General features: G+C 71.0%; 16 protein-coding genes. 4 read left to right on the top strand and 12 right to left on the bottom strand.

Annotation, left to right across the window (positions count from 1 at the left end):
• Nucleotides 1-57: 57 nt before the first annotated feature.
• Both ACFYML_RS10110 and ACFYML_RS10105 read right to left on the bottom strand, forming a co-directional pair.
• Complete coding sequence (locus ACFYML_RS10110; protein WP_387420261.1) at nt 58-2,034, bottom strand: zinc ribbon domain-containing protein; 1,977 nt, start codon at nt 2,032-2,034, stop codon at nt 58-60.
• 354 nt (nt 2,035-2,388) lie between these two features.
• Nucleotides 2,389-2,643, bottom strand: coding sequence for a hypothetical protein (locus ACFYML_RS10105; RefSeq protein WP_387420260.1), 255 nt, complete (start codon nt 2,641-2,643; stop codon nt 2,389-2,391).
• Between ACFYML_RS10105 and ACFYML_RS10100 the strand changes: the two genes are divergently transcribed.
• Nucleotides 2,617-3,381, top strand: a complete 765-nt coding sequence (locus ACFYML_RS10100) for an MBL fold metallo-hydrolase (RefSeq protein ID WP_387420259.1) — start codon at nt 2,617-2,619, stop codon at nt 3,379-3,381. The genes ACFYML_RS10105 and ACFYML_RS10100 overlap by 27 nt on opposite strands.
• Entirely contained in the window at nt 3,378-3,956 is a 579-nt protein-coding gene (locus ACFYML_RS10095) for a DedA family protein (protein ID WP_387420258.1), read from the top strand. Before ACFYML_RS10100 ends, ACFYML_RS10095 begins: the two co-directional genes overlap by 4 nt.
• 15 nt (nt 3,957-3,971) lie before the next feature.
• On the opposite strand, the gene ACFYML_RS10090 is transcribed toward ACFYML_RS10095, so the two are convergent.
• Together ACFYML_RS10090 and ACFYML_RS10085 are read right to left on the bottom strand one after the other, a co-directional pair.
• Entirely contained in the window at nt 3,972-6,287 is a 2,316-nt protein-coding gene (locus ACFYML_RS10090) for an alkaline phosphatase family protein (RefSeq protein ID WP_387420257.1), read from the bottom strand.
• A 57-nt stretch (nt 6,288-6,344) separates the two neighbouring features.
• A complete protein-coding gene (locus tag ACFYML_RS10085; protein WP_387420256.1) occupies nt 6,345-6,926 on the bottom strand; it encodes a DUF5317 family protein in 582 nt (193 codons plus the stop codon).
• 529 nt (nt 6,927-7,455) lie between these two features.
• Between ACFYML_RS10085 and ACFYML_RS10080 the strand changes: the two genes are divergently transcribed.
• Nucleotides 7,456-7,764, top strand: coding sequence for a hypothetical protein (locus tag ACFYML_RS10080; protein ID WP_387420254.1), 309 nt, complete (start codon nt 7,456-7,458; stop codon nt 7,762-7,764).
• 28 nt (nt 7,765-7,792) lie between these two features.
• Here the strand turns inward: ACFYML_RS10080 and ACFYML_RS10075 are convergent, their stop codons facing one another.
• Genes ACFYML_RS10075 through ACFYML_RS10060 form a run of 4 tightly spaced genes read right to left on the bottom strand, consistent with a single transcriptional unit; the run spans nt 7,793 to nt 10,160 of the window.
• Complete coding sequence (locus ACFYML_RS10075; protein WP_387420253.1) at nt 7,793-8,092, bottom strand: hypothetical protein; 300 nt, start codon at nt 8,090-8,092, stop codon at nt 7,793-7,795.
• A complete protein-coding gene (locus ACFYML_RS10070) occupies nt 8,082-8,453 on the bottom strand; it encodes a hypothetical protein (protein WP_387279918.1) in 372 nt (123 codons plus the stop codon). Before ACFYML_RS10070 ends, ACFYML_RS10075 begins: the two co-directional genes overlap by 11 nt.
• Nucleotide 8,454: 1 nt before the next feature.
• The gene (locus tag ACFYML_RS10065; RefSeq protein ID WP_387420252.1) at nt 8,455-9,687 is read right to left on the bottom strand and encodes an NRAMP family divalent metal transporter; all 1,233 of its coding nucleotides are present in this window, start codon (nt 9,685-9,687) and stop codon (nt 8,455-8,457) included.
• A complete protein-coding gene (locus ACFYML_RS10060) occupies nt 9,684-10,160 on the bottom strand; it encodes a hypothetical protein (RefSeq protein ID WP_387420251.1) in 477 nt (158 codons plus the stop codon). The genes ACFYML_RS10065 and ACFYML_RS10060 overlap by 4 nt, the downstream gene beginning before the upstream one ends.
• Before the next feature lie 235 nt (nt 10,161-10,395).
• Here ACFYML_RS10060 and ACFYML_RS10055 point away from each other — a divergent pair, with 235 nt between their 5' ends.
• Nucleotides 10,396-11,262, top strand: a complete 867-nt coding sequence (locus ACFYML_RS10055; RefSeq protein WP_387420250.1) for a polysaccharide deacetylase family protein — start codon at nt 10,396-10,398, stop codon at nt 11,260-11,262.
• A 60-nt stretch (nt 11,263-11,322) separates the two neighbouring features.
• Here the strand turns inward: ACFYML_RS10055 and ACFYML_RS10050 are convergent, their stop codons facing one another.
• The 4 genes from ACFYML_RS10050 to ACFYML_RS10035 form a co-directional block, all read right to left on the bottom strand.
• Nucleotides 11,323-11,997 (bottom strand): YoaK family protein, encoded by a 675-nt coding sequence (locus ACFYML_RS10050; protein ID WP_387420249.1) that lies wholly within the window; start codon nt 11,995-11,997, stop codon nt 11,323-11,325.
• The gene (locus ACFYML_RS10045; protein ID WP_387420248.1) at nt 11,994-13,856 is read right to left on the bottom strand and encodes a thiamine pyrophosphate-dependent enzyme; all 1,863 of its coding nucleotides are present in this window, start codon (nt 13,854-13,856) and stop codon (nt 11,994-11,996) included. Before ACFYML_RS10045 ends, ACFYML_RS10050 begins: the two co-directional genes overlap by 4 nt.
• Nucleotides 13,849-16,950 carry an FAD-binding and (Fe-S)-binding domain-containing protein gene (locus ACFYML_RS10040; protein ID WP_387420247.1) on the bottom strand — a complete coding sequence of 1,034 codons (3,102 nt, stop codon included), beginning with the start codon at nt 16,948-16,950 and terminating at the stop codon, nt 13,849-13,851. Before ACFYML_RS10040 ends, ACFYML_RS10045 begins: the two co-directional genes overlap by 8 nt.
• Before the next feature lie 245 nt (nt 16,951-17,195).
• The gene (locus ACFYML_RS10035; protein ID WP_387420246.1) at nt 17,196-18,839 is read right to left on the bottom strand and encodes a hypothetical protein; all 1,644 of its coding nucleotides are present in this window, start codon (nt 18,837-18,839) and stop codon (nt 17,196-17,198) included.
• Nucleotides 18,840-18,987 lie beyond the last annotated feature (148 nt).

Genomic DNA, 18,987 nt, shown 5'->3' with positions numbered 1-18,987 from the left:
CAACGACAACACGTCCCATCGTCTCGATCACTGACATCACAGGCTGAGCGTCCCTGATCAGCTTAGCGATCCTGAGTCGGATGGGGTTTCCGGGATCGTTTCCCACCGTGGTGGGGTCGCGTGGGCGTGGAGGTGGAATCCTGCGCCCAGTGCGGCTCCTCGTGGCCGGTGGCCGGCGGTGGGTGTGCTGATCGTGTTCACGCTCTGGTGTCGGTGGGCTGCGCGAGGCAGCCTGGGCCGGTCCGTTGGTGCGTGTCCCTCCGGACGCTTGCCCGCTCGGTTGTGGGGCCGGGTGGGGGAGGGTGCCCTGCGTCGCCTGGGCGCGGGGCGTGGTTGCTTGTGCCGGGTGGGGCCGGTCTTCGACCGGTCCCACCGGCTGACATGGGAGCTCGGGGTGACGACGGCTGGGGCTTCGAGTTCGTCGACGACCGTGCGGATCACCATGGCGCCGGCGGTCTTGTGGGTGACGGTTTTGGCTTGGTGGGTGAGGCCGCGGGCGGCGATGCGCCGCCAGGCGCCGTGGTCGCGGTCGCCCTGCCAACCGCAGCTGCCGGTGTTGGGGCAGATGGCCCACTTCCACCCGGCCACGGTCGGCTGGTCGGGGGCTTTACGGTGCTGTAGCGGGGTCAAACATTGCGGGCAGTGCTTGGAGGTGTTGCGGGCGGGGACGGTGACCACGGCGATCCCGTGCTCGGCGGCGAGGTGCCGCATCCGGTCGGTGATCTTTCCGCGTACCTGCTGGGACAGGCGAGTGTTCAGGCTGTGCCCCATGCCCTTGGCTTCCATCGACCGCAGGTCTTCCAGGTAGATGACGGACGCCGCGGCGGCGATCGCTTGGTCGACGGTCCAGCGGGCGGCAGCCCACGCGAGCGCGTCGTTCAAGTTTTGGCGGCGGGCGGACACATGGCGGATCTCGCCGGCCAGCACCTCACGTTTCGCTCTCAACTGCTCGTCGGGGCGGCCGCCGAGCAGCCGCGCGTACTGGTCGGCCTTCGCATGCAGCCGCTCACTGTGGCGGCGCAGGCGGTGCTGCTTGGCCAGAACTCCGGCGGCGCGGAACTGTCCACCAGCCCCCAACGCCGTGATCCGCCCGGTGTCGTGTAGTCGTAGGGCACCGGCGCTGAGGAGGGTGTTGAGGCCCCAATCCACACCGACCGCCACGGAGTGACCGGTGGCCCGGGACTTCGGCACGACGTGCGTGTACGCCATGTCGGCACGCACCGTCCCGTCGGTGAGGCGGAGGGTGGGCAGGTGCAGCACCGCCGAGGCGGGAACCGTGGACGGCAGCCTGATCGGAGCCTCGACCCACGTCCAGTCCCGATACGTCTGCGGATCCGGTCGTAAAGGAAGCTGCAGCCGCAGCAGCGCCTTCGCCGGGTCGGTGTCGCTGCGCTCGATGGTGGCCTGCTGCCGATCACACGCGGCCAACAGCAACATCCGCCCGATTCTCGGGGTGCCTTCGAGTTCGAACACGTCCACCGGCAGCCGGCCGTTAACTTTCGCAAACGCGGCGGCCTGCCGGGTGCGGGCATTGATGATGCTGGAAGGCAGATGCTGCCCGCCCGGGATCGCCTGACGGACCTGGTCCCACTCGGCGGGGGTGCGCTTGCGCGGATCGGCCGGCCACGCCGCCAGGACCCCGGCGGTCACGTCAGCACGCCACTTCACCGAACGCAGAGCACGCCCTGCCTGCTCCTGCGCCATCCGCACGACCCGGTCATTGACCCTCACACCCCGAGGCGGGGTGGCGGTCCAGCTGAGGCGTCGCAGCGCCATCCACGCGTTCGACGGCAACCTGCGCCCACCCGCATCCACCCCGGCCGCCAGCACCCCCACATCCACGCTGTTCCAATGCGCGCCGATCAGCGCGGCCACCATGCCCGCCACCAGATCAGCACACCAACCAACCCGCTGCGCCAGCACCGCCCGAGACAGGGCCTCACCGGTCTCCTCGTCCACGGCGGTGCGTAGCAAGGCGCGGGCGCACCCGGTCCGCGTCGTCTCGCCTTCGGCCAGCCGCGGCTTCCCGGTCACCGGCTCAACGACCCATCATCGATCGAGCAGAACCAACGCTCACGGCCGGCCGCGTCACCGGAATCCGCCCCGAACCAGCCCAACCACCAAGCGTCACGAGGCGGACACCGACAGACGCGCCGTGGTCTGCGAGAATCGAAGAAGGTCCACACGACCAATCTACGATCACTGACGATTCATAATCAAATTGGTCAGCCTACGACCGCCGGGGGCGAAGTCCAGTCCGCACAGCCCCAGTACGCAAGAGGACGACGGACGGCGGGGATCGGTGTGCGGCCGGCCCACCAAAGAGATCATGCGGTGCTGTATACGCCGCGACCCGCCTGGCAGAGCGGCCGACGGAGTCTTTCGGACTCAGCGGCTCACCGCGGTCTCCCGCTCGACACGGGACAGCCCCTCGGGATTACGCATGGCGTAGAGCCCGGTGATGAGGCCGTCGTCGATGCGTGCCGCGAGGACGGTGTCGATCTTGCTGCTGAGCCGGAGGATCAACGCCGCCGGATAGCCATTGACCTGGTCGGTGCGCTCGGCGACCCGGCCGGATACGGTGGCAGGCGTGACCGAGGCGGTGCGGGTGTCGGTGTGGTGCAGCTGACCTGGTGCGGGCACAGCACCGTATGGATCGAGGACTCGGGAATCCGGCTGCTGACCGACCCGCTGCTGCGTGACCGGCTCGCCCATCTGCGCCGTCGACGCGGGCCCACCCCGCGGCTACCGTCCGCCCCGGACGCCGTACTCGTGTCGCACCTGCACGCCGACCACCTGGACTTCGCGTCGCTGCGCCGGCTGCCCGAGCACACCACGCTGGTGGTGCCGGCAGGCGCCGCACGGCTGGTCCGGCGGGCGCTCGGCGCGGCGGCCGCCGGGCGCTGCACGGAACTCGCGGTCGGTGACCGGCTCACGATCGGCGGCGTCGGCGTCGCCGCCGTCCCCGCCGCCCACCACGCCGGCCGGGGTCCGTGGTCCCGGCACCGGGCAACCGCCGTCGGTTACCTGATCGAAGGCCGCGCGCGAACCTGGTTCGCCGGGGACACCGGTCTCTTCGACGAGATGGCCGACCTCGGGCCCCTCGATCTCGCGCTGATCCCGGTCGGTGGTTGGGGACCGACGCTCGGCCCCGGCCACCTCGACCCGACGGGGGCCGCCGAGGCGGTACGGCGCGCGGCGCCGGCGTGGGCTGTACCCATCCACTTCGGCACCTTCTGGCCGGTTGGTTGCGACCGGATCCGGGCGGACCGGTTCGCTCGGCCGGGCGACGACTTCGCTCGCCAGGTGGAGACGGTCTCGCCCGCCACCCGGGTGCGCGTGCTGCGGCCGGGCGAGTCGTTTCGTGTGGACCCATCGTGACGGCCACGCTCGGCGCGCTGGGCTCGCTGATCCTGGTGGTGCTGTTCGGCTCCGTGGTCCCGGTGGTGCCGACCGGCGCGGCGGTCAGCGGCGCCGCGGCACTCGCCGCCCACCAGCATCCGGTGACCGTGGTCCTGGTCGTGATCGCCGGCGCCGTCGGCGCGTACGTCGGCGACCTCGCGACGTACGGCATGCTCGGCTGGGGCGGCGAGCGGGTCGCCCGGTGGCTACCCGGCCTGCGCGGACGGCAGCGGGTCGGCCAGGTCTCGGCCCGCGTGCGCGAGGGCCACGTCTCGACGCTGCTGGTGTCCCGGCTCATCCCCGGTGGCCGGATCCCGGTGCTGCTGGCCGCCGCCGTGGCAGGGCTGGCCTGGCGGCGTTTCGCCGTCGCCAACGCGCCGGCCAGCCTGCTGTGGGCGGTGCTCTACGCCTCGATCGGGGTTGTCGGCCGGGCGGTCTTCCCGCAGCCGTGGCAGAGCGTCGTCGCCGCGGTCCTGCTCGTCGTGCTGGTCACCCAGGCACTGAGTTGGTTCAGCCGGCGCCGCCGACTGCCGGACGATCCGTTGGCCCCCTAGGCCGCGTCGCCCGCGCTACGCGGCCGGCTCGTGGCGTCGGTCGTGGTCCCGGTCGAAGTCCGGCTCGTTGCCCGCCCCGTCCGGCGTGCCGGCGTCGTCGGCCGGCCGCAGGCCGAGCCGCCGCAGCCAGCCGAGCAACTGGCGGTGTACGTCGTCCGGGCCGACCAGCTCGCCCTCCTGCGGCCAGTCGGCGGGGTGGATGAGCAGGGCCTCGGTCTGCCAGCCGCCGAGCCCGCCGTGGCACCCCACCAACTCCTCGAAGGCCGCGACCTCCTCCAGGCCCGGCTCCACGGCGCTGATCACCACGAGGTCGCCGACGTGGTCCATCGCCTGATGGCGTAGCAGGTCGTGGCGTGCCCGGGGGCCGTACAGGGCCAGCGGATCCTCGCCGTCGACCTGCCCGTCCCGCAGCCGGTGGCAGCCCCGGCTGCCGATCGCCAGCGGTCCGGCGGCGGAGTCGACCACGACCAGCCCGATGCCGGGGTGCGCGGCCAGGCCGTCGATCAGCCCCGGGACGGCGGCGTCGATCCGCTCGCGGGTCAGCCGTCCCGGATGATGGGGCAGGTAGATCATCGCCAGGTTGCCCGATGCCACCACCACGGCCTCCGGATCGGCAGCGGTGGCCGACGCCTCCCGGTCGGCCGGCCCCAGGCTGACCTCGCCCCCGTCCGCCCGGGACCGCAGGGCCAGCCGAGCCGCTGTGCCGGTCGCCCCGCCCCGGCCACCGACCTCGGTGAGCAGCGTGTTCACCCGGCCCCACGACTCGACGGGATCGGTGGCCCCGGCGGTCGTCGCGGGTTGGGCCGGGATGGTGGGCGCCGGCCGGCCGCCGGGCGCGACCTCCCGCACCGGGTGTGCGGCAAGGCGGGCGACCAGCTCCGTCAACGACTCGCCGTGTCGTTGACGGAACGTGGCGCCCTGGCTCTGCCCGTGGTCGCTCAACACCACGATGTGGTAGTGCCGCGTCGCCTCAGCCGCCAGACGCTGCAGGATGCCGAGCGTCTGATCGAGCGCCTCGAGGACCGCCATCGCCTGCGGGCGAGCCGGCCCGGCGTGGTGGGCCACCTCGTCGTAGTCCAGGAAGTCGCAGAAGATGACCGGTGTCCCGCTGGCCATCTGCTCGGCGATCAGCGACACGTTCAGGTCGCTGAGCAGGCTCGCCATCGGGCGCAGCGCCAGGTACGAGCCCCGCCGCCGACCCCGGGGCTGGATGTCGCGCAGCCGCTGCCGCCGCGCCTCGTACAGCTCGCGAAGCACCTGCCCGGCCCCGCGCACCACGGCCCGCGCGAAACCGTACGGGCTGGCCATGAACACCGCGTATCCCCGGGTGGACCGTCCGGGCAGTCCCGCGCGGCTCACCGTGAGCAGGCTGGTCGGGGCGTCGCCGGAGAAGGCGGTGCTGATGCTGACCCCGCCGTCGCGCAGCAGACCCTGTCCGGTGGACAGGCGCTGCTCGATCTCGGCGGCGTCGCGCGGCCGGCTGGTCACCACCATGCGGCCCGTGGAGCGTGCCCCGCTGTCGCTCACTGTCGCCTTCTCGTACCAGCGATAGGCCGGCACCCGCTGAGTGTCGCCGTACAACAGGCCTGCCTGGGCTGCCGGCGTCGTGGCCGGAAGCCCGGTGTGCCAGCGGGTCATCCGGTGGCTGCCTGAGCGTAGCCACCGGCCGATCGTGGGCAGGTTGCCGGCGCGGATGGCCCACCACACCAGCGGCGCGGCCACCCCGTCGAGCTGGATGATGAGCAGGCCGTCGGCTGCCTGCTGGGCGGGCGCCTCCGCCGGGACGTCACCTCGCCGCCGTCGTTGTCGCCGGGTGGGGCGTCGCTCCCGCCTGCGCCGCACCCGGGCCATCACCCACAGCATCTCGCTGACGAACGCGTCGTCCGTTCCGGCGTCAGCGAGCCAGTTCACCACTGCGGCGAGCGCCACGGCGAGCCAGGCGGCGGCGAAGGCATCGGCGAACCCCGCCACGTCTGCCTTCGGATCCAGCCGCAGCGCGACGTACATGACGACGGCCTGCACGGACACGCCGATGGCCAGAGCGCCGAGCCCGCCGAGCGCGGTGGCCAGGGCGAACAGCAGCGGCCGTAGCACCGCGCCGATCGCGGCGATCAGCCCGACCAGCCACAGGGTCGCGACCAAGCCGCTCGCCGTCACGCCCGGCAGCAGCCACAGCGTCGTGCTGAGCACCACGAAAGAGGTGACCATGTTGCGTAGCAGCGCACGCACCCGAGCGACCGTCGGCCGGTAGTCGCGCAGCACCCCCAGCCCGACCCGCACAGGCTGGGGCGTCAGTGTCCGGTGCTCCCCGGCGGCTGGGTCCGGCTCCACTCGACTCACAATGCCACACCCCGACGGGCCAAGATCGGTCTGCCGGAGGGCCGGGCATCAATCTTGGGCCAGCGTCGCCGGCGTGGCCCGGGGTCGGCTCTGGTGCATGAGGGCGGCGACGAGCAGGGCGATGCCCGTCATCAGGACGATGTCGCCGACGCTGATGACCACGTTCAGCCACGGCACGGGCAGGGTGTCGCCGAGTGCGGCGAGCCGGGTGGCCGTGGTGCCGACCGCGTGGTGGGGATCCAGTGTGGTGTCGGTCGGGGCGGCGCCGAGGTGGTGCAGCGCGGCTGGTGCGACCGGCATGTGTCCGTTCGGCAGGATCGTGGCCGCGTTCAACGCCGCGCCGGCGAGGGCGACGGCGATGCCGGCGCGGGCTGGGCGGGACAGGCGGGGGAGGTTGATCAGTAACCCGATGCCGACGGTGGTGAACACCAGGGCGGTCAGCCACCGTTGGGCGGCGGCGGAGAGGAGCCGGGAGCCCGGCGGTACGTGGGTGAGCAGTTGTCCGAGTGCGGCGGCGTACAGCAGCCAGATGCCCCGTAGTGGCTGGTCGGCGAGGCGGCGCAGCCGGCCGCCGGTGAGGTATCCGGCGGCCAGGCCGACGAGGACGGGGCCGACAAGTAGTACGGACATCGGCTTATCCGGCCTCGTCGAGGGGTGTGCCGATGGTCGAGTGCGGGCTGGTGGATGCGACGAGCAGCAGGCCGATGGGGGGTCTCATCTCGAGCCGGGTCAGCCGCCGTGCTGATGTGGTGCGCCGACGGTGTAGAGCAGGGTGGCGAGTGCGGCCAACGCGAGGACGATCCGTAGCTTCATGGCATTCGATGCTATGGATCGGTGAACATCAACTGATTCGGTATTGTCGGCAGTGATCTGGACCTGTCCGTGCAGAAGAATCTCAGGCAATCAGGTAAAGCCGCAGCGTGGCCCAGCCCCGTGGCGCCTCCGATGCGTCGCCCGATCCAGCCGGCGTGAGGCTGGAGGGCCGATGCAAGGGGCTTGCCTGTCCGGCGTGATGTCTGGCCGTCGAGCCTTGGCGCTGCTGCCCGCCTTCATTCGTCGTCAGGATGTCGTCATGCGGGCCCGGTCAAAAGCTCTAAAGTGAGACGACGGCTCAACCGCTTCGGCCGGCGAATAGTCCTCACGGAAAGGATGAGTGGTCATGGACTCAGATTCAGACGAAGTAGAACTCAGCCCCGAGGAGCAGAAAGCGCAGTTCAGACTGCTGCAAGCCCTCGAGAGGGCGAGAACGATCTCGATGGCGCTCGACCGTGTCGAGCATCTCCTGGATCCCAATAAACCGTTTACTCCAGCCATGAACACGCCTTCGGTGCGGGCGTTGTTGGAAGAGGTGAATCCTGGCCGGACGACCGAGACGCGCCGCGAGGCCGTACGCAAACTCAAGGAGAAGCTGAATACGGCCAACAAGGAGTACGACGAGGCAATGAAAGAGGCGGACAAGTTTTCCTGAGATTGGTGCCGTCGCCGTCCCGCCCGGCTCAGGGGAAGCGGTGCAAGCGTGCGTCCTGCCAGCGCACGCGGGTCAGGTGGCGGCGCAGCACGATGCGGGCGAGGTGCTCGAGCAGCCACGGGCCGCGGGTTTCGTGGCGTTCATAGCCGAGCAGGCGCCCCCATCGCCCGGCGGTGACGACGAGAGTGGTCACCCGTTCGCGACCGTCGCTGTCACGGGTGGTTTCAATGTCGGCGACCCGTCCGATGATCCGACCTTCCAGGTCGCGAACGGGCTGTCGCAGGAGAGCACCGGCGCGCAGTGGGGCGTCGGGCTGGTCAGCTGGCATCGTCTGCTCCCGGGATGCGGTTGACGAGGTGGTCCCGGAGCCAGGTCTCCAGGGGTGGGTCGGGCAGCAGGTCGCGACTTACCGACAGGTTGACCGAGCTGGTGACCTCGGCCACCAGGGGGTAGGGGATGCGGATGGGGCGAGGATCCCGATCTGGCGCGAGTCGGCGGGCGGTGCCGGCCATCCAACGGCCGAGGACGCCGCCGATGCGGTCGCCGAGGGCCTGCTGGCCGATGAGTAGCGCCGCCACGTACGGCGCGCCGTTGCCGTCGAAGGCGAGTTCGACGTCGTCGACCTTGCCGACGGGTTCGCCGTCACGGTCGAGGATCTGCCGATCGAGCAGGTCGAAACCGATGAGCATGTCAGCCGCCTCCCATCCGGGTGACGATCATCAGAGGAATCGCGGCGACAGCCGCGGCGAGGACGATGACCAGATAGAGCACGCCGAAGCCGTTGGCGAGCCGGCCGTTGACGCGTCGGCCGAGGTAGCCGCGGTCGTTGGCGACGACCAGGATCGGCAGGTAGGTCAGCGGCAGCGCCACCGCGCTGAACACCAGGGTGTACTCGGTGAGCTGGATCGGGTCGATGGTGGTCATGAGCACCGCCACGCCGACGAGGATCGAGACCATCAGCACCGTGTGGAAGCGGGCCGCCACCCGAGGCCGGCGAAACTTGCCCCAGGCCCAGCCGAAGTACTGGGCGACCGTGTAGGCGCTGGACAGGCCGGTCTCCATGGCGGCGCCGAAGGTGGCGGCGAAGAAGCCGAGGATCGCCGCGGCCAGGCCCAGCTTGCCGAAGGCGATTGCGGCGGGCAACGCGACCTGTGACAGCGAGTCGACGCTCATCTGCAGCGGGTGGAACACCGCGGCGGCAGTCGCCATCAGTGCGAACGCCAGCAGGCCGCCGAGGGGGAATCCCACGAACACGTTGACCCGGGACGTCAGCAGGTCCTTGCTGCTCCACCGTTCCTCCACACCGCCCGAGGAGAAGAAGAACACCTCGTACGGGGTCATGGCGGAGGCGAAGAGCGCCACGGCGAAGAACCAGTAGGTGCCCCAGTCCTCATCGACGGGCGGTCCCGGGTGGGTGGCCTGCCGCCACAACTGCCCGCCGTCGGAGTGGAGGTGGAAGATCGCGATGACGAACACGACCAGAGCCAGCCCGGTGAGCCCGAACAGGTTCTCCAGCAGCGAGAACTTCGCCCGCCACAGCACGACCCACAGCACGACACCGACGACGGGCACCCACAGCAGGTAGTCGACGCTGGTGGCCAGCTGCAACGCCAGTCCGACACCGCCGATCTCCGCGCCGAGGGTCAGCACCGTGACGATCAGCGAGCCGGCGAGGTTGGCCAGCGCCGCCCGCGGGCCGAGGCGCTCGCGGACCAGGTCGAACACGGGCCGCCCGCTGACCGCCGTCACCCGGCCGCACATCTCCGCGTACGCGCAGATCCCGACAACGCCGACGGCGAGGACCCAGGCGTGGGAGAGGCCGAACCGGGCGCCGGCCTCAGCGTTGGCGACGATGTCGCCGATGTCGACGAACCCGCCGATCGCGGTCAGCACGCCCAGGGCGATCGCCAGGACCCGCTTCACGGTTTGCCCTCCTGCGGAGGGCGCGCCTGGTAGTACTCGATCAGGTCGTTCAGCTTCCGGGAGGTCTCCTCCAGGCCGTCAACCGCGCGCCCGAGCGCCACGTCGTCACGGGCGGTGGTGGCCTCGGAGAGGAGGCGGGCGGTGTCCTGCACCAGCGGGACCAGACGTTCCCGCAGGGCGGCGGAGGCGTCGTCGGGGGCGACCGCGGTGGCGAGCTTCTGCTGCGCGCCGGCCACCGTCTGCACGGCGTCGTCGTAGGCGGTGGTGGCGAAAGCGCCGGTGAGGTGGCCGCGCAGCCGCTGACGGCCAACCAGCACCCCGGTGGAAGCGGTGTCGTACGCCGACTCGGCCACCTGCAGCGCGGTCCGCGCATAGCCGGCCGCGTCCGGTGGCTGCGACATCTCATAGGCCAGGCCGGCCCAGAGCCCGAGCAGCGCCGTGGCCGCGATGATCAACCGATGGATCAGTTTCACCCGGAGCTTCCTACCCACCCGGGTACGGCCGCCAATCCTGCGCGGGCATGCCTGCCTGGTGCTGCCCCCGGGACAAGCGAGGGGGCGCCAAGGTAACCCCTTTTTGCCATATTGGGGATCAAGTGCCGCACTCCCGGCCATAGGCTGCAATTCCGGGGGGTGGGAGGGAGGAAGAGGTGCGGCCTGAGGATCTCAGCGGGGCGGGCCCGCGTGGGGAATGCGGCGGGCTGTTCCGATGACATGGACAGGATCGTCCAGACGCACCACGGCAGTCCTCGCCCTGGTGGTAGCGGCCCTGCTCGTCTCGTCGTACGCGATCGGGCGGACCCTGGGGCTGGACCAACTCGGGCACAGTCCCACCCGGGCTGCCGGTGACCCGGGCGGCGTGCAGCACGCCGACCAGCCCGGGGCCGGATCGGCTGGCCCGGCGACGCGCGACCACAGCGCGAGCCCACTCGATGCCGCGCAGGACGGCGCGACGCGGAACGCCGCCGGTGGCGGTCTCTTCGGTGCCCACGCCACCACCGGCACCGGCCGGATCGCGCTCACCTTCGACGACGGGCCCGACCCCCAATTCACCCCGCAGGTCCTTACCGTGCTGCGGCGGTTCGAGGTCCGAGCAACCTTCTGCCTGGTGGGGGAGAACGCGCAGAAGCACCCCGATCTGGTCCGGGCGATCGTGGCCGACGGGCACACCCTCTGCAACCACTCCTGGAATCACAACATCTCCCTTGGCAACCGATCGCCCAAGGACATCCGGGCCGACCTGCTGCGGACCAATGCGGCGATCCGGGCGGCGGTTCCCGGCGCGCCGATCGTGTGGTATCGCCAGCCGGGCGGCGTATGGACCTACCCGCTGGTGTCGGTGGCGCACGAGTTGGGCATGACGTCGCTGCACTGGAGCGTGGACCCGTCGGACTGGCAGGCACCCGGGGCTGACCGCATCGCCTCGCTGGTGATGAGCAGGATCCGACCGGGCGCGGTGGTGCTGCTGCATGACGGCGGCGGGAACCGGCAGGGCACGGTGAACGCCCTGGATCGCATCCTGCCGGACCTGGCCGCCCGGTTCGAGCTGACGGCGCTGCCCAACGAGGCCAAGTGACCGGACGAGAGCCGGAAAAGCCTGCCTGAACTCGAGCCGGCGCGCCTGGTCGGCAGACGGTTAGCTGGCTGACCTGCCAGCTCGGTAAATGAACGCGGAGAGGACGACGGACATCGCCGGTATCAGAGCGGCCAGGTTGTGCCAGGCGGTGTAGGCGGCGGCAGTGGCGAACGCGGCGGCGGGATACCAGGTGACGACGAGGCTCCGCGCTATCTGCCCGTCAGGGGACCGGCTGCGGTCGCGGCGTAGCAGCTCGCCGATGCCCATGCTGAGCCCGGTCCAGGTGCCCGTGATGTAGGTGGTGGTGACACCGGATAAGCGCAGCCGGGCAGCGATGGCGCTCTGCATCCCCATGGCGGTGCCGGCAAGGGCGATGAGCCCGTATCGCGGCGCACCCGTTGGGCGGCCGGTCAGCAGGTTCCACCACACCGCCGCGGCCACCAGCAGGCACACCTCGATGAGAAACGCCGCCCGGATGTGGTGCGGACCGGGCGTGTCCGGCACGGCGGCGCCGACGGCCACCGCGGCCAGCACGTACGCGCACAGCGCGGTCGCGGATCGACTGACGGCGGGCCAGTCACCGGTGGCCGCGCCGAGGCCGAGCAGGACGGTGTTGCCGGTCATGTTGGCGGGGAAGACGTGGCCGAGACCGAGGTAGCTGAGCGCGTCGGTGCCGGCCGCGGTGACGGTGAGCGCGCTGATGAGCAGTCTCTGCCGGCCCCGGCCTTCGCTCATGCCTGGTCTTGGTCGTCGGCGCGGTCGCGCAGCCGGCGCGCGGCACCGGACAGAGCCTGACCGAGCCGGTCGGGCATGATGCGGCCCGGGCTGGCCTCGAAGCTGGATTCGTCGAGGATGTCCTTGACCATCTGCAGGGCGATGCGGTTGCGGTTGGGCGTACCGGCGCGAAGCGCTGCCGCGAGTTTCTTGACCTGGTCCTTCTTGATCCGCGCCGGCATCGGTGGTTCGTGCGGGTCCACCACGCACTCGACGATGACCGGGCCGCTGGCAGCCAGCGCCCGCTTCATCTGATCAGGACAGCGGGCCGGATCCTCAATTCGGACGCCCGTGGCACCGCAGGCTTCGGCGAACTTGACGAAGTCCATCGGGGCGAAGTTCACGCCATATTCGGGGTTGCCGAGAAAGACCATCTGCTCCCACTTGATCAGGCCGAGGGTGTCGTTGCGGACCACGACGATCTTGATCGGGAGTTGGTGCTGCACCGCGGTGAGCACATCGCCGAGCTGCATGGTCAGTGATCCGTCGCCGGTGAAGACGACGACCTGGCGGTCGGGGTAGGCGGCCTGAGCCCCGATGGCGTACGGCAGGCCGGCGGCCATGGAGCAGTTCGTGCCGGAGAAGCTGAAGGCCTGGCCCCGCCGCACTTTGATCTGGCGGGCGGCCCAGGTGGTCACGGTGCCGGAGTCGCCGCAGACGATTGCGTCGGGGGCGAGTGCCTCGTTGAGCGCCCATGCGGGGACCTGCGGTTTCATCGGGATGTCCGGCGACGAACCGCGCTCGGCCATCAGTTCCCACCACTCGCGCATGCCGGCCTGCGCCTGGTGCAGGAAGTCCCGGTTGTCGTTGCGGGACAGCAGCGGTCGCAGGGCCGCGAGGGTGGCGCGGGCGTCGCCGGCCAGCGCGACGTCGACGGGGTGACGCAGACCGATGCGTTCGGGCTTGTCGTCGATCTGCACGCAGACGGCCTGCCCCGGCTTGGGGTAGTACTCGATGTAGGGCATGGTGGAGCCGACGATGAGCAGCGCGTCGCACCGCTCGAGCGCTTCCTCGGATGGCAGGGAACCGACCAGCCCGATCGGGCCGGTGGTGTAGGGGCTGTCGTCCGGCACGCAGTCCTTGCCCAGTTGGGCCTTGACGATTGGGGCGCCGAGCACCTCGGCCACCGCTTCGAGTTCCTCGCCCGCGCCGCGGGCTCCGGCTCCGGCCAGGATCGCGACCTTCGTCCGCCCGGCCAGCGCGGCGGCGGCGGCCGCCAGGTCGTCGCCCTGCGGCACGCGAATCGGGGGGCGCCAGGTGGTGGAGGTGTGGCCGGGTACGTTGCGCAGGTAGCGAGTGCCGGATCCGGCGGGGGCGGCCTGGTAGTCGATCGGGAAGGCCAGGTGCGCGGGCCCGCGTTCGGCCAGGGCGGTGCGCACGGCGTAGTCGACGACGTTGACGACGTGGGCCGGGCCCATGATCCGCTGGTTGTAGACGGTGACGTCGTTGAACAGGTAGTCGGTGTTGACGTCCTGCAGGTAGCTGGTGCCGATCAGGTCGTGGTAGGACATGCCGGTGATGGCCAGCAGCGGGGCCTGTTCGACGCGGGCGTCGAGGAGTCCGTTGAGCAGGTGTGCGGCACCCGGGCCGGAGGTGGAGAAGCAGACGCCGAGCCGGCCGGTGAACTTGGCGTAGCCGACGGCCGCCATGGCCGCGACCTCCTCATGGCGGACGTGGATGTAGCGGATCCGGTCGGTTGTCTTGCGCAGCGCGTCGACCAGCCCGTTGATGCCGTCGCCGGGCAGCCCGAAGATCGTGTCGACGCCCCAGTCGATGAGCCGCTCCACGAGCGCGTCGGCAGCCGTGCGTTCCTCAGCCATGTCGCTTCGGTCTCCTCATGATGTGGCGGTGGCGTGCCCGCCAGCGGGTGACGGCGGCGGCGCCTGCGACGGCGAGCAGCGCCGAGGCCGAGGCCGTGGCGACGCGTGCGCCTGCGCCGACCTGCCGGGCCGGGACGGGAGTGCCCTGCTCCTCCGGTCTGCCTGCTGGACCGTGGGGGCCGCTGCGGGCAGCCATGCTGATGACCTCGGCGAGGTGCAGCGCCTCCCGGTCGCTGCCGGAACGGATCTGACCGCGGCAGCTGAACCCATCCGCGACGATCACCGTGGCGGCGCTGCGGGCCCTGATCTCGGGCAGCAGGACCCGTTCCCCGGCCGCCATCGACACCTCGAACTTCTCGCCGGCTTCGTAGCCGAAGCTGCCGGCCATGCCGCAGCACCCGGGCTCAGCCATCTCCACGTTCAGGCCCATGGCCGCGAGCAGCTCTCGGTCCGGATCGAAGCCGATGACGGCGTGCTGGTGGCAGTGGGTCTGGACGAACGCGTCCCGGTGCAGCCGCGGCGGTGTCCAGTCGGGCGCGTGCCGTTGGAGGAACTCGGCGAGGCTGAACGCCTGCGCCTGGAGCCGCTGCGCGCGGTCGTCGTCCGGGAACATCGTGGTCAGCTCGTCCCGGAACACGGCCAGGCAGCTCGGCTCCAGTCCGACGAGCGGCACCCCACGCTCGATGTCGTCGGAGAGTACGTCGAGGATCCGGAGCAGATACCGCCGGGCGAGGTTCAGCATGCCGTAGTCGTAGAGGGGCCGCCCGCAGCACAGTCCCCGGCCGGGCAGCTTGACCCGGAACCCCGCCGATTCGAGGACCTCGACCGCCGCGACGCCGACGCGAGGATCGAAGAAGTTCGTGAACGTGTCAGGCCACAGGAGCACCGCCGGCCCGTCGGGGTGCCGCGGGCGATGTTCGGCGAACCAGGAGGCGAAGGTCCGCGCCGCGAACGCCGGTGCTGCCCGGTCGCGGGCGATCCCCCCGACGGCCTTGACCGCGGTGCCGAGCACCGGGGATTGCGTGGCGAGATTGGCCAGCCGCGGCACGCGCGAGGCCAGCCTCGCCCACACGTTGATCAGTCCGAGGGCGTACGCCTGGCGTGGTCGCAGCCTGCCGGCGTAGTGATGGTGCAGGAACTCGGCCTTGTAGGTGGCGATGTCGACCCTGACCGGGCAGTCGCCCTTGCACCCCTTGCACGCCAGGCACAGGTCGAGCGCCTCCTTGACCTCGGGACTGCGCCATCCGCTGGTGACACTGCCCGAGGAGTCGGCCATCTCCTGCAGCAGCCGCGCCCGTCCGCGCGTGGTGTGCTTCTCCTCCCGGGTCACCATGAAGCTGGGGCACATGACGCCACCCTCGGTGTGGCGGCAGACCCCGACGCCGAAGCAGCGGCCGACGGCCTCGGCGAAACTGCCGCCGTCCTCCGGATACCGGAACGCCGTCTCCAGTTGGCGCGGCCGGAAGCTCGTGCCCTCCCGCAGGTGTGAATCGAGTGGGTACGGGTCGATGAGCTTGTGCGGGTTCATCCGTTCCTGGGGATCCCACACCCGCTTGAACTCGGCGAACGCCTCCATCAGCCGGGGTGGGAACATCTTCGGCCACAGCTCGGCGCGGCCGTGCCCGTCCCCGTGCTCCCCGGACAGCGAGCCACCGAACGACACCACCAGGTCGGCGGCCTCCTCCATGAACCGGCGGAACTCGCGTACGCCGTCGGCGCTGCGTAGGTCGAAGTCCAGCCGGCAGTGGATGCAGCCCTGCCCCCAGTGGCCGAACAACACACCGTCGTAGCCGTGCCGGTCGAGCAGACCGGTGTACGCCCGCAGGTAGTCGCCCAGGCGTTCGGGCGGCACGGCGGCGTCCTCCCAGTTCGGCCATCCGGCGTGGCCGCCGAGCCCAATCGGCATGCGGGTGGTCCCTGCCGAGTGCTTGCGGATCTCCCATACCGCTGTCTGCTGCCGCGGGTCCTCGTAGCACCGATGCTCGGGCGCGTTGGGGCGCCGGCGCAGCGCGGCCATCAACTGCTCGGCTCGCTCGTTGGCCTCCGCCTGGGTGTCGCCTCCGAACTCGACCAGCACCCAGGCCACGCCGGCGGGCAGCAGCCGCGGATCGCCGTACGCCATGTGCTTCGCCTGAAGGTTCTGCACCACGTGTCGGCTGGTGAACTCGACCCCGATCGGCCCGAATTCCATCAGCCACACGGCGTCGTCTCCCGAACTGGGAATGTCGGGATAGCCGAGTACGACCAGTGTCCGTGCCGGTGGCGAGGGGACCAGACGGCAGTCCGCCTCCAGCGTCAGCGCGAGCGTCGACTCGGAGCCGACCAAGGAGCGGGCGACGTGGAAGCCGTTCTCCGGCAGCAGCTGATCGAGGTTGTATCCGGACACCCGGCGGGGGATGTCCGGCATCCCGGACCGGATCACGTCGGCGTAGGTGTCCCGGATGTGCCGCAGGCCGGCGTAGATGGCACCCCGGCGCCCGCCCAGCCCGATGATCTGCTCGATCTCGTCCTCGCCGGTGGCGCCGACCCGCATCCGAACCCCGTCATAGGTGATGATGTCGAGCTCGTGGACGTTGTCCACGGTCTTGCCGCCCATCACCGAATGCGTGCCGCAGGAGTTGTTGCCGATCATCCCGCCCAGCGTGGCGTGGTCCAGCGTCGCCGGGTCCGGGGCGAACGTGAGGCGATGCTGTCGCGCCGCCCTGTTCAGGTGGGTGCAGATCAGGCCCGGTTGTAGCCGCGCGCGGCGCCGCTGCGGGTCCAGGTGCACGAGCCGGTTCATGTACTTCGAGAAGTCGAAGCAGACGGCGGCGTTCACCGCCTGCCCGGCCAGAGCCGTACCGCATCCACGACCGAACACCGGCGCGCCGTACCGCCGGCAGACCGCCAGCGCCGCCTCGACGTCTTCGGCATGCCGGGGCAGCACGACCCCGATCGGCAACTGGCGGTAGATCGAGGCGTCGAAGCCGTACATGGCCCGGTCACCCGACCCGAAACGGACCTCGCCGCGCACGACGCGACGCAACTCGCGCCCGAGCTCCGCCGCATAGCCAGGCGGCGGCCCCGAACGCGCCTGATCTTCCTTACTGATCATCGATCTACCTCGGTCAGGGTCGGCAGGTGGCGCGCGGGTCCGCGACGTGTCAGGTGGCCTGTCCCGCCCCACGCCGGGGGCCCCGGCACACCGAACTGCCAGCGAGCGGTCACTTCCGGTGTATCCCGTCCCGCCGGGCGGCCGTAAGTGCGCGCCGCCGGTAGGTGACGGCAGCACTCACCGGTCCAGGCGAGGCACCGGCCGGTGCCCGGCGCCGGCTGGGCGGGGACGCCCGTCCCGGAAGTTCAGCCGTGGCAGCGCGGTATCTCGTATCCGGCCGGTCCGGGAGGGATGAGCGAAAGCCGGAGCGGCGGCGCCTGCCAGGCGACCGCCGCGCCCCGCAGTATCCGGTACAGCTCCGCGCCCGTCGTCCGCGGTGTCTCACCCTGGAGAAACGCGACGAGTCCCCGCTGCACCCGGCTGCGGTCGAACGCGTCCCCGTGCAAGGCGACCACCAGGACGAACGGCACGCCCAACGGGTTGCCCGGCCGATCGGCGAGGGCATCGCTGAGCGTCACGAAGGCCACCATGCGTACCCCCGGGACCGGACAGAACATCTGATCGCGGTAGCGCTGTGGGTTGCCCAGGAGCGAGTGGATGAGCGGTTCGTCGGTGCTGATCGGCAGGCCGCTGGACCACCTGGCGACCGTCAGGATCGCCCGTAGCTGCGCGCCTGCGGCCAGTCCCCAACCGCGTCCGTCGCCGGACGGTGGGAAGGCGGCTGCGGATGGGTTGGGCACTGGGCTGAGCAGGATGACCGCAACCACGGCCGGGTGCGGACGCGTTGCCAGGTAGGTGCGGACGACGAGGGCTCCCTCACTCTCCGCGAGCAGGGCCACCGGCTGACCGGTGCGGTCGTGCACCTCGGCGACCTGTGCGTCGAGCAGTTTCGCGCTGCTCTCCAGCGACTGCTGGGTTTGCTGCGCCCGATACGGCAGCGGCCGCCCGCCGGAGTCCAGGCCGGCGTAGGAGAACACTTCGAACGGGATGCTGTCGGCGATCTGCTGGCCGCCGCCGACCGGCGCGCCGTCGCCGACGGAGTCGTAGCCACCCACGAAGATGAGTGCCTGAGGCGGCCTGCCGCCGGGGCCGATAGCCAGTGGGGGCGGCGGTTGCCCGGCGACCTGGGCAGCGGTCCTGGCCAGGAACCCGGCCGGGGCGATGCCGAGCAGGAGCCCGACGGCGACCAACGGGGCGACCGGGACCCGGACCAGCACGACGCGTGCCGTCAGCACCGCCGCGAGCAGGCGCCGCCAGAGCCAGCCGTTCACGACGCCGGCGAGGGCGGCCAGCACGATGGGCAACGGGCCCGGCGCGGCGGACATGAGCACCGAGGCAATGGTCAGGATCAGGAACGACACCACGGCCCAGAGCACGGCGGCCGGCGGCGGTAGCCCCCGCCACCAGTCGGGCACCAGGCCGGCCCGCTGCCCGACGAGGACGAGCACGAAAACCACGCCCACATCGGCAATGAAGAGCCAGGACAGCGAGGTCGCGGCGAGTGCCACCGAGAGCGCGGCCCAGGGCAGCATGACAACGGCCAGGACGGCGATGCCCGCGATGCCGGTGAGCAATGCCCGGCCCACCGCCGGGCGCGGTCCCGCCTGCGGCGGCCAGGCGACCAGCACGATGGCAGCGGTCCACACACCGCGCCCGACCACCGTGGCGATCAGTTCGCCCGTGAACTGCGGCCACGAGTCGTGATATACGGAGATCCAGCGCAGGTCGTGAAAGGTCGCGAAGGGCACCGGCGCGCTCGCCTGCGGAGCCAGCCCCACGGCGGACCGGAGGCCGAAGCGGCTCGACAGCACCGCCTCCAGGATCGGCGGAAGCGTGGTCAGGGTAAGGAGCGCCAGGATGCGTACGGACGCCGATCGCAGCACGACCACCGCGCCGACCTCCTGCTCGCCAGGCGTGCCGCCACCCAGAACCGGGCTGCTCAGGTGAGGATGGACAGCATATTATCGGCCTTCTCCCTCCGATCTCTGACATTTTGGGGTGTACCGAACTCCAGGGCTCAGCGGATGGCGGGGCGGG

Origin of the sequence: Micromonospora sp. NPDC007230 (assembly GCF_042869115.1) — a bacterium.
Taxonomy (GTDB): Bacteria; Actinomycetota; Actinomycetes; order Mycobacteriales; family Micromonosporaceae; genus Micromonospora.
Note: the sequence above shows the minus strand (reverse complement) of the source record. Positions and strands in the feature narration are given on the sequence as shown.